The sequence below is a fragment of the Methylocystis sp. SB2 genome, from assembly GCF_049817085.1.
In the GTDB taxonomy this organism is placed as follows: Bacteria; Pseudomonadota; Alphaproteobacteria; order Rhizobiales; family Beijerinckiaceae; genus Methylocystis; species Methylocystis rosea.
Genome location: NZ_CP187401.1, coordinates 1,048,650 through 1,064,464 on the forward strand (window position 1 = coordinate 1,048,650; position 15,815 = coordinate 1,064,464).

The following is a 15,815-nucleotide window of genomic DNA, read 5'->3' on the forward strand; positions in this document are numbered from 1 at the left end:
CGCCTGGCGCGGTCGATGCCGGGCGCCAAACGCGTGGGCGGGCTGTCATCGCCAGACTCTGATGGGAAAGTGGTAGAGGCTTCGAGCCCTGCCGGCAAGCCGATTCGCCAAGCTTTGCAATAACGGTATGTTCCTTGCGTCGCTGCGCTTCTTGGCCGCGCTTGCGGAGCGCGGACGGCGCCAATATACGCTGCTTGAAGGCCACCGTCGCTATCTGCAGGCGCATGGCGGTTTTTTTGCGGTGTGCCCACCCGCGAAATTCTGGGAAAACGGGAACGGATTGGATGCGAAGCGCTCTCGGCGGCCCTCGCCTTCTGCTGCGCCGACTCCGCGAAATCAGCGCGGAACCGGTGAGCGCACAGGCGCGGCTCGACAAGATCGTCGTGCAGATCGCCGCGAATATGGTCGCCGAGGTTTGTTCCGTTTATGTGCTGCGCGCCGACCAGCGCTTGGAGCTTTACGCCACGGAGGGCCTTAACCGCGAGGCCGTGCATCTCACCACGATGCACGCGGGCGAGGGCCTTGTCGGCCTGATCGCCAAAAGCGCCGAGCCTCTCGCCCTTTCGGAGGCGCAGGAGCATCCCTCGTTCTCCTACAAGCCGGAGACGGGCGAAGACGCCTATCACTCCTTCCTCGGCGTGCCGATCCTGCGCGGCGGCAACACGCTCGGCGTGCTCGTCGTGCAGAACAAGGTGCGCCGCGTTTATTCGGAAGAAGAGATCGAGGCGCTGCAGACGACGGCGATGCTGCTCGCCGAGCTCATCGCTTCGGGCGAATTGCAGGCGATCGAAGACCCACGCGATCTCGCGCTCTATCGCCCGGCGTCGCTGAGAGGCGCGCCGATGGCGGAAGGCGTCGGCCTCGGCCATGTGCTGCTGCACGAGCCGCGCGTCGTCATCAAGCAGCTCGTCGCCGAGGACATGCCCTCTGAACTCGCGAGGCTCGAACATGCGATCGACGCGATGCGCCAGTCGATCGACGAGCTCGTCGCGCATAGCGACCGCATCGCCGCCGGCGAGCCGCGCGACGTGCTCGAAACCGTGCGCATGGTCGCCTATGACCGCGGCTGGGTGCGCCGCCTTCGCGAAGCGGTGATGACCGGGCTGACGGCGGAGGCGGCGGTCGAGCGCGTCCAGAACGACGCGCGCGCGCGCATGCAGCGTCAGACCGATCCCTATCTGCGCGACCGCCTGCACGATCTCGACGATATCGCCAACCGCCTGCTGCATCAGCTGACGGGTCAGAGCTACGTCGCCGATCGCGACAGCGTGCCGGAAAACGCCATCATCGTGGCGCGCACCATGGGGCCGGCGGCGCTTCTCGACTATGACCGCAAGCGGCTGCGCGGCCTAGTGCTGGAGGAAGGCGGGCCGACGAGCCACGTCGCCATTGTCGCGCGCGCGCTTGGCATCGCCACCGTGGGGCTCGTCGCCGGCCTGATCGACATCGTCGAAACCGGCGATCCGATCATCGTCGACGGCACGACCGGCGAAGTGCATGTCCGGCCGCAACCCGACGTGCAGAGCGCTTATGCCGAAAAAGCGCGGCTACGGGCGCGGCGTCAGGAGCAATACGCCAAGCTGCGCGATGTGCCGGCGGTCACCAAGGATGGCGTCGAAATCGGGCTGCAGATGAACGCCGGCCTGGCGATCGACATGCCGCATTTGCATGAGACCGGCGCGAATTCGATCGGACTGTTCCGCACCGAGTTGCAATTCATGCTCGCGCCGCGCTTTCCGCGCATGGACGAGCAATATCGCTTCTACAAAGCCGTGCTCGACGCCGCGCCGGATAAGCCGATCACGTTTCGTACGCTCGACATCGGCTCCGATAAGATCCTCCCCTATATGGCGAAGATCGAAGAGGAGAACCCGGCGCTCGGTTGGCGCGCCATCCGCATCGGCCTCGACAGGCCGGGGCTTTTGCGCATGCAGCTGCGCGCGATGCTGAAGGCGGGCGCCCATCGCGATCTGCGCATCATGTTTCCGATGATCGCCAATGTCGCCGAATTTGACGCGGCGAAGGCGATTGCGCTGCGGGAACTCGAGCACATCACGCATCATCGCTATCCGCCGCCGACGCGATTGGAGCTCGGCGCGATGGTGGAAGTGCCGTCGCTCCTGTGGGAAATCGATCTTATCGCCGAGCGGGCGGATTTTCTGTCGGTCGGATCGAACGATCTCGTGCAATACATGTACGCGGCCGACCGCGATAACACGCGCGTTTCGAAGCGCTACGACAATCTCTCGCGGCCGGTGCTGCGCGCGCTCGAGCGCATCGTCACGGCGGGCGCGCGGCACAATGCGCCGGTGACGCTCTGCGGCGAGATGGGCGGCCGCCCGCTCGAGGCGCTGGCGCTGCTCGGCATCGGCTACCGCTCGCTGTCGATGGCGGCCTCCGCCATCGGTCCGGTCAAGTCGATGATCCTCAATCTCAATCTCGAAGAGGCGCAGGTGTATCTCGCCTCGCTGCTCGCGTCCGACGACGGCAGCGCTTCAGTGCGCGAGCAATTGCGCGATTATGCGATTGCGCGCGGCGTGCCCTTGTAGCGAGCCCCCTTTCTTCACGCCGTCGCCCTCACCATTGCTCGGGAAGCCTCCTCCCCATGTTCGCTCAAGACAAGCTCGACCTCATTCTGCGCCGCTACGACGAGATCGGCGACAAGCTCGCGGCCGGCGCCGACGGGCAGGCGTTCGTCGCGCTCTCGCGCGAACGCGCGACGCTCGACGCGGTCGTCGACAGAATTCGCGCCTATCGCGCGGCGCAAAAGGAATCCGACGATCTTTCCGCCATGCTCGCTGACGCCGCGCTCGACGCCGAAATGCGCGTGCTGGCCGAAAGTGAGACGGCGGCCGCGCACGAACGACTCGCTGCGGCGGAAAGCGCGCTGAAACTGGCGCTTCTGCCGAAGGACGAAGCAGACGAGAAAGGCGTCATTCTCGAAGTGCGGGCCGGCACGGGCGGCGACGAGGCGGCGCTGTTCGCCGGCGATCTCTTCCACGCCTATCAGAGATATGCGGCGCTCAAGGGCTGGCGCATGGAGATCGTGTCCGAAAGCCCCGGCCCGCTTGGCGGATTCAAGGAAATCGTCGCCGAGATCATCGGTCGCGGCGTCTATGGCCGGCTGAAATTCGAGTCGGGCGTGCATCGCGTCCAGCGCGTGCCGGCGACCGAGACGCAGGGTCGCATCCACACGTCGGCCGCGACGGTCGCCGTGCTGCCGCAGGCCGAGGACGTCGACGTCGACATCGACGAGAAGGATTTGCAGATCGATACGATGCGCGCGCAAGGCGCCGGCGGCCAGCACGTCAACAAGACCGAGTCGGCCATCCGCATCACGCATATTCCATCGGGCATCGTGGTGATGATGCAGGAGGAGCGCTCTCAACATCGCAACAGAGCCAAGGCGATGAACGTTCTTCGCTCGCGTCTCTATGACGCCGAACGACAGCGCCTCGACAATGAACGTTCGGAGGATCGCAAGCAGCAGGTCGGCTCAGGCGATCGCTCCGAGCGAATCCGCACCTATAATTTTCCGCAGGGACGCGTCACCGATCACCGCATCAATCTCACGCTCTACAAACTCGACCGCGTGATGGAAGGCGAGTTCGACGAGATCTTCGACGCGCTGACGACCGATCATCAGCAAAAACTCCTCTCGCAAAGCGAGGCGTAGACGCGCGCCGCCAAAATGACCTGCGCATGCGTCCTGTGCGCCGACGCACGAACGTCGGGGCAGGCTCTCGCTAGAGTGCGGCTACTCGCCAAGTGACGAGTGAGAACGCCGAGGAGAACCTCATGTCTACGTTGAAAAAGATCGTCTCTACGAGTCTCGCCGCCAGCGTCATGTTGGGCGCGGTCGCGAGCGCCACGCCGGCATTGGCCTGGTCCAAATGGCATCATCACGGCTATGGCTGGGCGCCTTTCGCCGTGGGCGGCGCGCTCGCGTTAGGCGCAGTGGCGGCGGCGGCCGCGAGCGAGCCGGATTGCGGTTACGTTCGCGAGCCGATCTATAGCCGCTATGGCTATGTCATCGGCTACCGCGCCGTGCCGACGTGCTAATGCGGCCAAGATCCCGTCGTCAGGAAGGGGCCGGCCCACGCCGGCCTTTTCATTTCAGGGCGCGCGCGGCTCACCAGCCGTAATCGAAATACTGACCGATTTCATTGTAGCGCTGCGGATCTTGCAGCGAGAAATCCTGCTGCTCCAGGAAGTAATTGTCGTTGGCGTAACGATTGGGCTGCAGATTTCCCTTCGCCGCGTCCGGCGCCGCGCCGTCGTCGAGCCAGTCTTTGCCCGTCGTCAGATTATGCGGCAGAGGAATCGGAAAATCATCCCCCTGCGTCGCGGTGACCTGACCCGTCGCGACAGGCGCGCGTTGTTTCGATTTCGCGAGAGCGTCGTTCGAGGCAAGCGCGCCAACCAACGCGAGGCCCAACGCCAGTTTCAAAGACTTACGCATTTTTTTGAACTCCGTTTCGCGTCGAACGGCCACTTTAGCCGGATCGCCCGACGCATTGCTAGTGTCGGAAGTGGCGCACGCCAGTGAAAACCATGGCGAGACCCTGTGCGTCCGCCGCGGCGATCACGTCCTTATCATTCATGGAGCCGCCCGGCTGGATGACGGCCGTCACGCCTGCCTCGGCCGCCGCCAGCAGTCCGTCCGCAAAGGGAAAGAAAGCGTCGGAAGCGACGACGGCCCCTTTCGCGAGACTTGTTGTTGACCCCGCCACGCGCGCGGCCTCCTGCGCCTTATGCGCGGCGGTGCGCGATGAGTCGACGCGCGACATTTGCCCAGCGCCGATTCCCACCGTGGCGGCGCCCTTCGCGTAGACGATAGCGTTCGACTTGACGTGCTTCACGACGCGGAAAGCGAATTTGAGATCCGCCAGCTCCTCGGCCGTCGGCTGGCGCTTCGTCACAACTTGCAGATTCATCTCGTCGACGACGGCGCGATCGCGCGATTGCGCAAGAAAGCCGCCCGAAACCGAGCGATAGGTCAAGCCGGCCGCGCGCGCATCCGGAACGCCGCCGGTCAACAGCAGGCGCAAATTCTTCTTGGAGCCGATGATGGCGATCGATTCTTCGTCGGCGTCGGGCGCGATGATCACCTCGGTGAAAATCTTGACGATCTCGCGCGCCGCGTCGGCGTCGAGCTTGCGATTGAGCGCGACGATGCCGCCGAAGGCGGACACCGGATCGCAACGCAGCGCCTTGGCGTAGGCTTCGACAAGAGTCGCGCCTTCGGCGACGCCGCAAGGATTGGCGTGCTTGACGATGACGACGGCCGCAGTCCGCGCCGGATCGAATTCCGCGACGCATTCGAACGCTGCGTCGGTATCATTGACGTTGTTGTACGAGAGCTGCTTGCCCTGAATTTGGCGCGCTGTTGCGACGCCCGGCCGCTTCTCGCCGGTGAGATAGAAGCCTGCGGATTGATGCGGGTTTTCGCCGTAGCGCATCGGTTCGGCGAGTCGTCCGCCGAAGGCGCGCAGCGGCGGCGAGGCTTCGCCGATCTGCTGCGCGAGCCAATTGGAGATCGCGGCGTCATAGGCGGCGGTGCGCGCAAACGCCTTCTGCGCGAACCGTCGACGCGTCGCGAGCCGCGTTGCGCCATTCGTCGCCGCGAGTTCCTCGATGAGCGCGGCGTAATCATCGGGATCGACGACGACAGCGACGTCGTCGTGATTTTTCGACGCGGCGCGGATCATCGCCGGCCCGCCGATATCAATGTTTTCGACGCATTCTCCGAACGGCGCGCCTTTCGCAAGCGCCGCCTCGAAGGGGTAGAGATTGACGACGAGCAGGTCGATCGGCCGGATGTCATGCGCGAGCATCGCCGCTTCATGTTCGGGATTTTCGCGGATCGCCAGAAGCCCGCCATGCACCTTGGGATGCAGAGTCTTCAGCCTTCCGTCCATCATCTCCGGAAACTGCGTGAGATCGGCCACGTCGCGTACCGCGAGACCCGCCTCGGCGAGCGCTTTGCGCGTGCCGCCGGTGGAGACAAGCTCCACGCCATGCGTCGCCAGAACGCGCGCGAACTCGACAAGGCCTGTTTTGTCGGAAACGGAAATCAGCGCGCGCGACACGTGGCGCAAATCGACGGGCATCGCATACTCCTAACTGGCGCCGCGCTTAACATACCTTGCCGCCGGGAGGAACCTGCGCGCCTGCGCGCCGCCGGAAGCTCCAAGCGATCTCGGCCCCTGCAACCCCCGCCCCTCGCACAATGATTTGCGCGCATTTGCGCGCGCCGCCGGGCGCGGCGAAGAAAATACTGTCTTCGATTTCGGGCGTCAGGTCTTGCGCTTCAAAGATGAGGATTTCGCCATCGGCGAGCGTGAGTTCGATTGCGCCGTCGGCGTTCGACGCGATGCGCACGCGCGGATGAATGTGAAAGCGCAGGGCGAAATCGCTCGCTTGGGCATGTCTTCCGCCGCGCTCCGCGCCGATGAGCCGATCGACGCCCAGGAGCGCGGCGCCATCGGCCGGAAGGGTCAGTTCGCGCTGATGGACGAGGCCGAAATCGCGCACATAGCCGTCATGCGACAAAATAAGCGTCGTCTCGCCATCGAGACGGCGGCGCTCGACCGCCGTGTTGCGCGGGCCGCCGAGAACGCGCCCGGCGCGCCGACGCGGCGCGTTCTGTGGCGCGATGCGGGCGCTGGAGCGATCGCCGACGACGAGCGTCGAATGCGCGGCGGTGGCGCGCGCCAGTTCACGGGCGTCGAGATGCGGAGCCGAGGGAGCGCCGCAATTAACGACGACCCGTTCTATTCCAAGCGAATATTCGAAAGACAGGCAGCCGGCGTGGGCCGATAGGGAAAATTCGAAAGGCGGCGGCCCGCCGGCGTCGACGAGGACGAGCGCGTCGCCCGCCTCCATCCGCTGATAGCCGGCGTAAGGCGCGTTGACGGGCGGCGCGCCGCGCGTGTCCTCATGGGCGAGCGCGCTCGCCAGCCGGTCCAGCGCCGTCGCGCCCATGCCGTTGAACAGCGCCAGCGAGCCGTCGCCATGCTGCAGCATCCGCAGCATCGGCATCATCCGGTCGATGGCGCGCAGGACGGCGGACGGCGTTTGCAGGCCGCGCGCCGCAATCACCTGCCGCAGCGGCAACAAATCGAGCAGCAGGTCGACCGCGACCTGCGGATTGCGGCTGACATGGCCGCCGTCGATGAGGATCTGGCGGTCGAGTTCCGCGCTGAGCGCGCGCGACACATGCGGGGCGATCTTGCGGCCGGTGTCCGCGCAAACGGCGAATTCGGCAAGCGCGATGGCGCAGAAAGCGCGATCGGCGCCGCGCGCGCCGTCGCCGGCCAGCGCCCGCCAGAGCAGCCGCGCGTTGCGCGCGAGCGCCAGCATGAAGGCGTCATAAAAATCGGCGTCGGCGCCGTCGAGGAGCGTCGGCGACTGCGACAGAAATGAGAGAAGGCGCCGCGCAACGACGGCAGGCTCCATCGCCGGATCGTCGGCTGGAATTTTCGGAAGCGAAAGAAAATCCGCCACGAGCTCCTGCGCCGTGGCCAGCGCCACCCTCTTGTCCGAGGCCTGCAAATGCCGCAGCCAGGAAAAGCCTGCAAGGGAGCGCCGCCAGCACTCAGAAGGCGCGGCGACCAGAAAAGGCGATACGCCCCGCGCCTGCACGGTTTTCCCCTCGAAGGAGAAATAGCCAGCGTAAATCTGGTCGGCGACCGTCGAATCGGTGGTTCTGATGTCGGGAGGCGCGATGCGCAGCCGCTCCGGCGGCGCGATCGCCATCGACTTCATGAGGTGATAGGGCGCGGCGGCGCCTCGCGCGAAGGCGCCCGCCGCCCGCGCCGCGGAAACGCTCGCCAGCCGAACCCGATCCCGCAACATGATGGCGCTCAGTGGGCGTCCTCCGACAGCGGCTCTCGCGCGATAGATCTGCCACCGGCGGCGCGCCAGCCGGCAATATCAAACCCCGCCGTCCGCTTATAGTCCAAATTTCCGTGACTTCCGAATGAGATCGCGTCGGCTTCGGCGCTACGCCATTGCATACAAAAGGGGGAAAATGCCAATGTCGCGCCTCTTTTTTAGGAGGCTTCGCCCATGCCGCTTTACACGATCGACGGAATCGCGCCGCGCCTTCCGGCTCCTGGCCGGTTCTTCGTGGCTCCGGGCGCGCACATCATCGGCCGCGTCGCGCTGGAGGAAGACGCCAATGTCTGGTTCGGCTGCGTGCTGCGCGGCGACAATGAGTGGATCACGGTCGGCGCCCGCACCAATATCCAGGAAAACAGCATTCTCCACACCGACATGGGCTTTCCGCTCGTCATCGGGCCGGACTGCACGATCGGACATGGCGTCATTCTGCATAGCTGCATCATCGGCGAAGCGACGTTGATCGGCATGGGGGCGACAATCCTCAATGGGGCGAAGATCGGCGCGAACTGCCTCGTCGGCGCCAATGCGCTGGTCACCGAGGGCAAGGAGTTTCCCGACTATTCGCTGATCGTCGGCTCGCCCGCCAAGGCGATCCGCACGCTCGATGAAGCGGCGCGCGAGCGCCATCTCGACTCGGCGAAACATTATGTGGAGAACGGCCAACGCTACGCGAGCGGGCTGACCCTGATCGGCTGAGCTCCCTTACCGCGACACATACAGCGGGGCGCTGGTCGCCGGGGCAATCGCCACCCAGGCGTTCTGATTTTGCTGCGACTGGCGCTTGACGAAGCGATAGGGAGCGCGCGTCCAGGGCCGCATCTCGTTGGACAGATTGTCGAGCACGAATTCGCCGCGGTTGGTCTTGACCGTCAGGACCGAATGGCCGTCGCCGTTCTTCTCCTTCACCACCGTGAGCAGCAGCGCCTGCCGCGGAAAGCCTTCCTCGATCAGCATGCGGCGCTTTAGAAGCGCGAAATCCTCGCAGTCGCCCTTCCCGTCGCTGGGATAATCCCACTGATCGACCGCGCCCCAATGATCGGCGTCGGCGATCGGGTCGATGTTCTCATTCACCCAGGCGTTGATGCGCGCGATCTTGCGGTAAACGGCGGCGGTGAGTTCGACCTCCTGCTGCGCCGTTTCGTCGTTCTGGCATTCGCCCCGGTAGCGCTGGCAGAAGTCCACCCAGCCGTAAGGCACGCTCGTTTCGGCGCCAAGCGTGGCGAAACTCGCGGTTTCGGGTCCGGCGAAACTTTTTGCATTGACGGCGATAAGCGCCGCGCCCGCCATCCCGAGAGCCACAACCGCCTTGCTAACGATGCCCAACATAACCCGCCTCCGTGACATGAGGCGAGGTTAGTTTTCTTGTTTTGCTGTCCTTGAAAGTATTTCTGTCGGATTTTACGCGAACGCGTTTAGATTTTGCTGCATCGTCGGTAAGTATAATTTCGTGTTATGGGAATGCATAAAATTTGATGCGATCTCGTATCACACTGAACTGCATCAATTTTTTTCCCGCCAAGCGTCTCGTTTCCGGCCCTTCCGGCCACCCACACTTAAGCTTCGAGGAATGCCGGTTAATATGCGACCGTTCTGGCGGTTAACGCGCCCGCTCGGCGCGCAAATTTTTTTAGCGGGTGTGACGGCGCGCCTTGGTGGAAGCGCAAATTCGTCACAGAGGTTTACGCGCGGGCCGAGGAATGGGACCGTTGCGAGATCGACTGACGCCAATTGGCGAGCAGAAGCGAGGGCTCGCGAATGCGTATAGCGTCGGAAAGAACAATCGGCCTTGGAGCGGATTTTGGAGAAGCAGCGGCTCGAAGCCTTTAGCGACGGCGTCATCGCGATCATCATCACGATAATGGTGCTCGAGTTGAAGCCGCCGCATGAGGCGAGCTTCTCGGCGCTCGCGCAGCTCGCCGCGGTGTTTTTCAGCTATGTTTTGAGTTTCGCCTATATCGCCATCTACTGGAACAATCACCATCACCTGCTGCAGGCGGCGTCGCATGTGACAGGCCGGGTGCTGTGGGCCAACGTCCATTTGCTGTTCTGGCTGTCGCTCATTCCCTTCGCCAGCGCCTGGATGGCGGAGAACCATTTTGCTGGAGCGACGGTCGCGGTCTATGGCGCAGCGCTGCTGGCGCCGGCCATCGCTTATTTCATCCTTAGCCGAATGCTACTGAAGACGCACGGACCAGAGTCGACGCTCGCGCGCGCGCTGGGCGTCGACGTCAAAGGCAAGGTCTCGGTGCTGTTTTATCTTCTCGCCATCGGGCTAACCTTCATCGATCCGCGTCTGTCGCTGGCGATTTACGTGCTCGTGGCGGTGATGTGGCTTGCGCCCGATCCGAGAATTGAGCGCGTTCTTACCGCGAAGCGCGAACGCTAACGATAAAGCCAGGCGTTGCGCGCCAGCATGCCGCCTCCGCCGAGCGCGCGGATCGCAAGATTGCGCGCGACGGCCGGCAGTCCGCCCATATGGAAATAACCGCCCTGGCGACGAGACGCGCCCACGACCCGATCGGCGCGGGGAAGCCTCGCGCCCTCATAGGCGGCGAAGGCGGTTTCCACCGTCGCGCCCACTTGCATGAAGGATTCGCCCAAGGCGTCGGCGTCTTCGATCGCCTGCGCCGCGCCTTGCGCCAGAAAGGGGACCATCGGATGCGCGGCGTCGCCGAGGAGCGTGACCGGTCCCTGCGTCCAGTGTTCCAGGGCCGGCCGCGTGAAGAGCGGCCAATGCCGCCAGGAGTCGCCCGCTTCGATCAAGTCGCGCAGTTCCGCCGCGATTTTACGCGGCGCGAGTCGGCGCGCGAGCGCCGCGCCTTTCAGCGACAGGCTTGACGCGGCGTCCTCGGCCTCCAGCGGCTCTTCGATGATGACGACGGCGTTGATCATTGACGCGTCGCGCAGCGGATAGTGCACGACATGGGCGCCCGGCAGCAGCCAGAGATTGGACTCGCGCGCGCGCAGCGCCGCGGGAACGCTCTCGGCGGGCAGCGTCGCGCGCCAGGCGACGCAGCCGGAATAAGAAGGCGCGTCGCGCTCGGACGGGACGAGATGGCCGCGCACGCTCGAGCGCACGCCGTCGGCGCCGATCAGGCCCGCCGCCTCGATTTCCTCGACGCCGTCCTGGGTGTGCACGCGCAGGCGAACGCCTCGGGCGGTCGCTTCGAAATCGCCGACGCGGGCGCCGGCGCGGACATGAGTCTGCGGATTGTCCAACGCCGCCTGCAGCAACGCGCCCTGCAAATCGGCGCGGTGGAAAAGCCGGAACGGCGCGCCCCAGCGGGTCCTTGCGGCGGAAAGATCAAGCCGCGCCAGAACGGCGCCGTCCCGCCCGCGGCGGATGTTGATGGCCTCGGGCTCCAGAGCGACGGCGGCGAGGGCGGGCTCGAGCCCGAGTTTGGCGAGGATGCGCCCGGCGTTCGGCGCGATCTGCAATCCTGCGCCGACCTCGTCGATCCGAGCCGCGCGCTCGAGGACCAGCGTGCGCTTGCCGGCGCGCGCCAGCGACAGGGCCGCGGCGAGGCCGCCAATGCCCGCGCCGGCGATGACGATCGGCGCGTTCACCCGCGATCTTCTATCAGGCGGCGGTGTCTTCAGAGATGCGATAGACGCATTCGGCCGGGTCGGCGCCGCCGCGCAGCGTCGCGTCGTAGACGTAATGCGTCGAGCAATAGGGGCAGACGGCCTCGTTCGACGCGCCCATGTCGAGATAGACATGCGGATGGTCGAACGGTGGGAGGGCCCCGATGCACATGAATTCCTTCGCGCCAATCCTGATCTGCGCGACGCCGGGCTGATTGTGGAAATGGGGCGTGTAATGCTGGGCCATGATCCGCTCTTCAGGTGACGCCGCGGTGGCGGCTCGGGATTGCTCCGGCCTCCTATATGGGAGCGAGAGGGAATTGGATAGGGCCAAGGGCGCGCGCCGGCGCCCCCGCTTGCGAAGCCTCAGCGCTTGGTCAGCTTCAGCAGCAAATTTTCGGAACTTCTGATTTGCGACTGCAGCCGGTAGCGCGAGATCCGCCGCTGCCGGCGCCCCCGAGCCAACATGCTTGGTCCGATGTCGATCGAGGCGCCGCCGAGAAGGCGCATATACGTGCCGGTATGGTGCTGCATGAAGGCCTGCGTGTGCCAGTCGGCCGGATAGAGTTCGAAGCAGGTTCCTGGCAGCGGCGCATCGTTGGATTGTTGCTGGGAATAGCTCGCCCCCTCCACCCACATGGCGTTCGCCCAGGCGACGAGGAGCAGACAGGCGGCGTCCGGAATCGGGAGGTTGCAGCCATCATAGAGCGTGGAGATCGCGTCGAGATTTCCCCAGGCCAGGGGAGCGATATCCAGCGTGTTGTAGTAGCGCGGGCAATAGCTGAATGTGGACGTGTAATAGTCCGCGAAGGCGGCGTTGCCGGCCGTCGGAGCCGCGAATGTCGCCGGCACGATAGGGTTCGAAACGCCGACGAGGGCAAGCGAGGACTGTAGCCAGGGCGCCAGCACCGAGGTCACGCATCCGCCGAGGCTGTGGCCTGTGCACACGAGAAGCGGGTTTTGGTTTTCCGGCACCTGGAGGAAGCTCGCGACGAAATCTAGAAGCGAGACGCCGCCGGATGAAAAGCCCTGGATGTTCTCCAACGCGAAAAGCGTTCCGTCAGCCACAAGCGCCGGGCTTCCAAAGGGCAACCATGGCGGCGATCTCTGGAAAATAACGTAAAAATCCTCAAAAGCCTGCTGCAGGACGCCCCAGACGTCATCGACGTCCGCGTCGGCGCCACGCGTGACGACGGCGGCGAAAGTCGGCGGAAGATTGGGGCCGTCATAATAGGCGGCCACGAAGACGAGATTAGCAAGATCGTCGCTTTCGACCGGTCCCCAGACGCAAGCCCATCGGCCGCCGGCGCTAAGAGGCGGCATTTTGGTGTTGACGAGTCCGGGAATGGCCGACGGCAAGGCATAGGAAATTTGGCACAGCTGCAGATAGGCGACGCCAAAAATATCAGTCGGACCCGTAGCAGGCTGCAACAAGGCTTCGTTCAATCTCTGGGACAAATGCTTCTCCCCAAATGACTTGTAAAAAAGCTTTCTACTTGCGGCCGCTAGCCGGTGGGCGCAGATTCATTGCTTGAGCTACGCCTTAACAAGGACAAATTCTTCAATTAGTTTGATAAGATAACACAACACGAGCGGGCGGGATAGAAGACCGCACGGATTAACCTATGCAGGCGACTTGGACCCCGAACGAGACGCTCGTCAGCTCTCGTCCGACCGCCGCCCGACGCCGAGCGCTTCGAGCCTCGCCTGCTCCTCGGCCGTCAGTTCCGCCGGCCGCGCCGTCACGACGCCGCGCCGTCGCCGCGCCGCCATCCAGATTGCGGCGGCGCCCGCGAGCAGCGCGATCAGCGGCGCGGCCCAGAGCAGCAACGTGCCGGGCTTTACCGGCGGGCGCAGCAGCACGAAATCGCCATAGCGGGAGTGAACGAATTCGCGCACCTGCGCGTCGCTCATCCCCTCCTTCAGCTTCTCGCGCACCAGAACGCGCAAATCCTTGGCGAGCGAGGCGTCGGAATCATCGATCGACTGGTTCTGGCAGACGAGGCAGCGCAGCTCGGTGGTGATCGCCCGCGCCCGCGCTTCGAGCGCCGGATCGGCAAGCCTTTCGCCGGGCGTGACCGCGTGAGCGGTCAGGGGAAGGAGAAGAAGCGCGATGAAGACCCCCACCCCAACCCTCCCCCGCTTCGCTGGAGAGGGAGCAAGATCCGGCGAGTTCTCGCCATCCCGCAAATGCCGATCGTTAGGGTCCCCTCTCCCGCGACAGCGGGGGAGGGACAGGGAGGGGGTCTCGACGCTCATTCGGCCGGCTCCAGGGCTGGCGCGGCGGCGCGGCGGGCGACGCCGATGCGCAGACGCCGGTCGGCGAGCGACAACGCGCCGCCGAACGCCATAATCAGCGCGCCGATCCAGATCAGCGTCACCAGCGGCTTCCAGTACAGCCGCGCGTCGATCGTTCCATCCTCATGCGACTCGCCGATCGCCGCATAAACCTGCCCCAGGCCGAGCGTGACGATTCCGGCCTCCGAGCGCGCCATGCGCCGCGCCTGATAGAAACGCTTGGCCGGTTCGATCGTCGCGAGCGTCGCGCCGTCCTTGCGCACCGCCATGACGGCGTAGACTTCCGAATAATTCGGCCCCTGGCGCGGGGAAACGGAGTCGATGCCGATCTGATAGGGACCGACGTCATAGAAGCTCGAAGGCTTCATCGCCACGATGGTTTCGACGCCCCAGCCGGTCGCGGCAAGACCGAGAAGGGTCAGCCCCATGCCGGCGTGAGCGATCGACGTGCCGAAGACGGAGAGCGGCAACCCGGCGAACCGCTTCAGGCTCGCGCGCCCCGAGCTGCCCCGCACGCGCAGCGCGAGATCGCTCAAAGCGCCGACGACGAGATAGATCGCGATGCCGGCGGCAGCGACGGAGAGGAAGGGCGTTCCGTACCAGGCGCCGAAAGCCGCGGTCGCAACGACGCCGACGATGAAGGCGATGCGCAGCCGCTGCAAAGCGGCGGCCAGATCGCCGCGCTTCCAGGAGAGCATCTGGCCGATCGGCATCAACAAGGCGAGCGGCAGCGCGATGGGGATCAGCACGGTGTTGAAGAACGGCGCGCCGACGGAAATCTTCTCGCCGGTGATCGCTTCCAGCGCCAACGGATAAAGCGTCCCGACGACGACGGTGGCGCAGCACGCCGAAAGCAGCAGATTGTTGAGGACGAGCGCGCCTTCCCGCGAGATCGGCGAAAACAGTCCGCCGACGGGCAGCGCGCCGGCCCGCAACGCGAAGAGCGCCAGCGCGCCGCCGATGAAGAAGACGAGAATGGCCAGAATGAACACGCCGCGGTCAGGATCGCTCGCGAAGGCATGCACTGACGTCAGCACGCCGGAGCGCACCAGGAAGGTGCCAAGCAGCGACAGCGAGAAGGCGAGGATCGCGAGAAAGATCGTCCAGACCTTGAGCGCCTCGCGCTTTTCCATAACAGCGGCGCTGTGCACGAGCGCCGTGCCGGCGATCCAGGGCATCAGCGAGGCGTTCTCGACCGGGTCCCAGAACCAGAAGCCGCCCCAGCCGAGCGTGTAATAGGCCCAGTACGACCCCATCGCGATGCCGAGCGTCAGCGCGATCCAGGCGAAGAGAGTCCAGGGGCGGATGACGCGCGCCCAGCCGGCGTCGATGCGTCCGCCAATGAGCGCGGCGGCGGCGAAAGAGAACACGATCGAAAAGCCGACATAGCCGAGATAGAGCAGCGGCGGATGGATCGCGAGGCCCGGGTCCTGCAGGATCGGGTTGAGATCGCGCCCTTCCCACGGCGCCGGCGCGACGCGGGCGAACGGATTTGAGGTGAGCAGAATGAAAAGAAGAAACGCCGCGCCGAGCAGCCCCTGCACGGCGAGCGCGTCGGCGCGCAGCCGGTCGGGCATCGACGCCGAGAAAACTGCGATCAGCGCGCCGCACAGCGAGAGAACGAGCACCCACAAGAGCATCGAGCCTTCGTGGTTCCCCCAGACGCCGGAGATTTTATAGATGAAGGGCTTCAGCGAATGGGAATTCTCGATGACGTTGACGAGCGAGAAGTCGGAAACGACATGGGCGTAGGTCAGCGCGCCGTATGACAGCGCGACGAACAGGAATTGCGTGATCGCCGCGGGACGCGCGACGCGCATCAGCGCGGCGTCATTCAAGCGCGCGCCGATGAAGGGGATGGCGAATTGCGCCAACGCAAGGGCGAGCGCCAGAACAAGCGCGTAATGTCCGGTTTCAACGATCATGCAGACCTTCCGAGGATCGCAAGAAAGGGCGCATATCCCTCCCCTTGACGGGGAGGGTCGAACCGCGACGCGGTTCGGGGTGGGGTGATCTCGTAGTGG

14 protein-coding genes are annotated in these 15,815 nt (G+C 64.8%); 5 read left to right on the plus strand and 9 right to left on the minus strand.

Going from position 1 to position 15,815, the window contains the following annotated elements; genetic code table 11:
- The first annotated feature begins 284 nt into the window (after nucleotides 1-284).
- The 3 genes from ptsP to ACPS74_RS05300 all read left to right on the plus strand — a co-directional run bounded on the left by ptsP (nucleotide 285) and on the right by ACPS74_RS05300 (nucleotide 4,062).
- Nucleotides 285-2,549 carry a phosphoenolpyruvate--protein phosphotransferase gene (gene ptsP / locus ACPS74_RS05290; RefSeq protein ID WP_029651536.1) on the plus strand — a complete coding sequence of 755 codons (2,265 nt, stop codon included), beginning with the start codon at nucleotides 285-287 and terminating at the stop codon, nucleotides 2,547-2,549.
- 56 nt (nucleotides 2,550-2,605) lie between these two features.
- On the plus strand, nucleotides 2,606-3,676 hold the full coding sequence (gene prfA, locus ACPS74_RS05295; RefSeq protein WP_029651537.1) for a peptide chain release factor 1: 1,071 nt from the start codon (nucleotides 2,606-2,608) through the stop codon (nucleotides 3,674-3,676).
- A gap of 122 nt (nucleotides 3,677-3,798) precedes the next feature.
- Nucleotides 3,799-4,062, plus strand: coding sequence for a hypothetical protein (locus tag ACPS74_RS05300; protein WP_029651538.1), 264 nt, complete (start codon nucleotides 3,799-3,801; stop codon nucleotides 4,060-4,062).
- Nucleotides 4,063-4,132: 70 nt separating this feature from the next.
- Here ACPS74_RS05300 and ACPS74_RS05305 read toward each other — a convergent pair whose 3' ends face one another.
- Genes ACPS74_RS05305 through ACPS74_RS05315 form a run of 3 tightly spaced genes read right to left on the minus strand, consistent with a single transcriptional unit; the run spans nucleotide 4,133 to nucleotide 7,860 of the window.
- Nucleotides 4,133-4,462, minus strand: coding sequence for a hypothetical protein (locus ACPS74_RS05305; protein WP_029651539.1), 330 nt, complete (start codon nucleotides 4,460-4,462; stop codon nucleotides 4,133-4,135).
- 58 nt (nucleotides 4,463-4,520) lie between these two features.
- Entirely contained in the window at nucleotides 4,521-6,113 is a 1,593-nt protein-coding gene (gene purH, locus ACPS74_RS05310; RefSeq protein WP_029651540.1) for a bifunctional phosphoribosylaminoimidazolecarboxamide formyltransferase/IMP cyclohydrolase, read from the minus strand.
- Between the two features lie 25 nt (nucleotides 6,114-6,138).
- On the minus strand, nucleotides 6,139-7,860 hold the full coding sequence (locus tag ACPS74_RS05315) for a heparinase II/III family protein (protein WP_029651541.1): 1,722 nt from the start codon (nucleotides 7,858-7,860) through the stop codon (nucleotides 6,139-6,141).
- 213 nt (nucleotides 7,861-8,073) lie between these two features.
- On the opposite strand from ACPS74_RS05315, the gene ACPS74_RS05320 reads away from it, so the two are divergent.
- Nucleotides 8,074-8,604: a gamma carbonic anhydrase family protein gene (locus tag ACPS74_RS05320; protein ID WP_029651542.1), complete on the plus strand. Its 531-nt coding sequence runs from the start codon at nucleotides 8,074-8,076 to the stop codon at nucleotides 8,602-8,604.
- Between the two features lie 6 nt (nucleotides 8,605-8,610).
- Here the strand turns inward: ACPS74_RS05320 and ACPS74_RS05325 are convergent, their stop codons facing one another.
- Entirely contained in the window at nucleotides 8,611-9,234 is a 624-nt protein-coding gene (locus ACPS74_RS05325) for a transglutaminase-like cysteine peptidase (protein ID WP_029651543.1), read from the minus strand.
- A 460-nt stretch (nucleotides 9,235-9,694) separates the two neighbouring features.
- Here ACPS74_RS05325 and ACPS74_RS05330 point away from each other — a divergent pair, with 460 nt between their 5' ends.
- Nucleotides 9,695-10,294: a TMEM175 family protein gene (locus ACPS74_RS05330; RefSeq protein ID WP_239754145.1), complete on the plus strand. Its 600-nt coding sequence runs from the start codon at nucleotides 9,695-9,697 to the stop codon at nucleotides 10,292-10,294.
- On the opposite strand, the gene ACPS74_RS05335 is transcribed toward ACPS74_RS05330, so the two are convergent.
- From ACPS74_RS05335 to ACPS74_RS05355, 5 genes are all read right to left on the minus strand, one after another.
- Nucleotides 10,291-11,475, minus strand: a complete 1,185-nt coding sequence (locus ACPS74_RS05335) for an FAD-dependent monooxygenase (protein WP_029651545.1) — start codon at nucleotides 11,473-11,475, stop codon at nucleotides 10,291-10,293. The genes ACPS74_RS05330 and ACPS74_RS05335 overlap by 4 nt on opposite strands.
- Before the next feature lie 13 nt (nucleotides 11,476-11,488).
- Entirely contained in the window at nucleotides 11,489-11,740 is a 252-nt protein-coding gene (locus ACPS74_RS05340) for a zinc-finger domain-containing protein (RefSeq protein ID WP_018408977.1), read from the minus strand.
- Between the two features lie 119 nt (nucleotides 11,741-11,859).
- Nucleotides 11,860-12,951, minus strand: coding sequence for a lipase family protein (locus ACPS74_RS05345; RefSeq protein ID WP_157055287.1), 1,092 nt, complete (start codon nucleotides 12,949-12,951; stop codon nucleotides 11,860-11,862).
- 201 nt (nucleotides 12,952-13,152) lie between these two features.
- A complete protein-coding gene (locus tag ACPS74_RS05350) occupies nucleotides 13,153-13,620 on the minus strand; it encodes a cytochrome c-type biogenesis protein (RefSeq protein WP_029651547.1) in 468 nt (155 codons plus the stop codon).
- Between the two features lie 128 nt (nucleotides 13,621-13,748).
- Nucleotides 13,749-15,716 (minus strand): heme lyase CcmF/NrfE family subunit, encoded by a 1,968-nt coding sequence (locus tag ACPS74_RS05355; protein ID WP_029651548.1) that lies wholly within the window; start codon nucleotides 15,714-15,716, stop codon nucleotides 13,749-13,751.
- Nucleotides 15,717-15,815 lie beyond the last annotated feature (99 nt).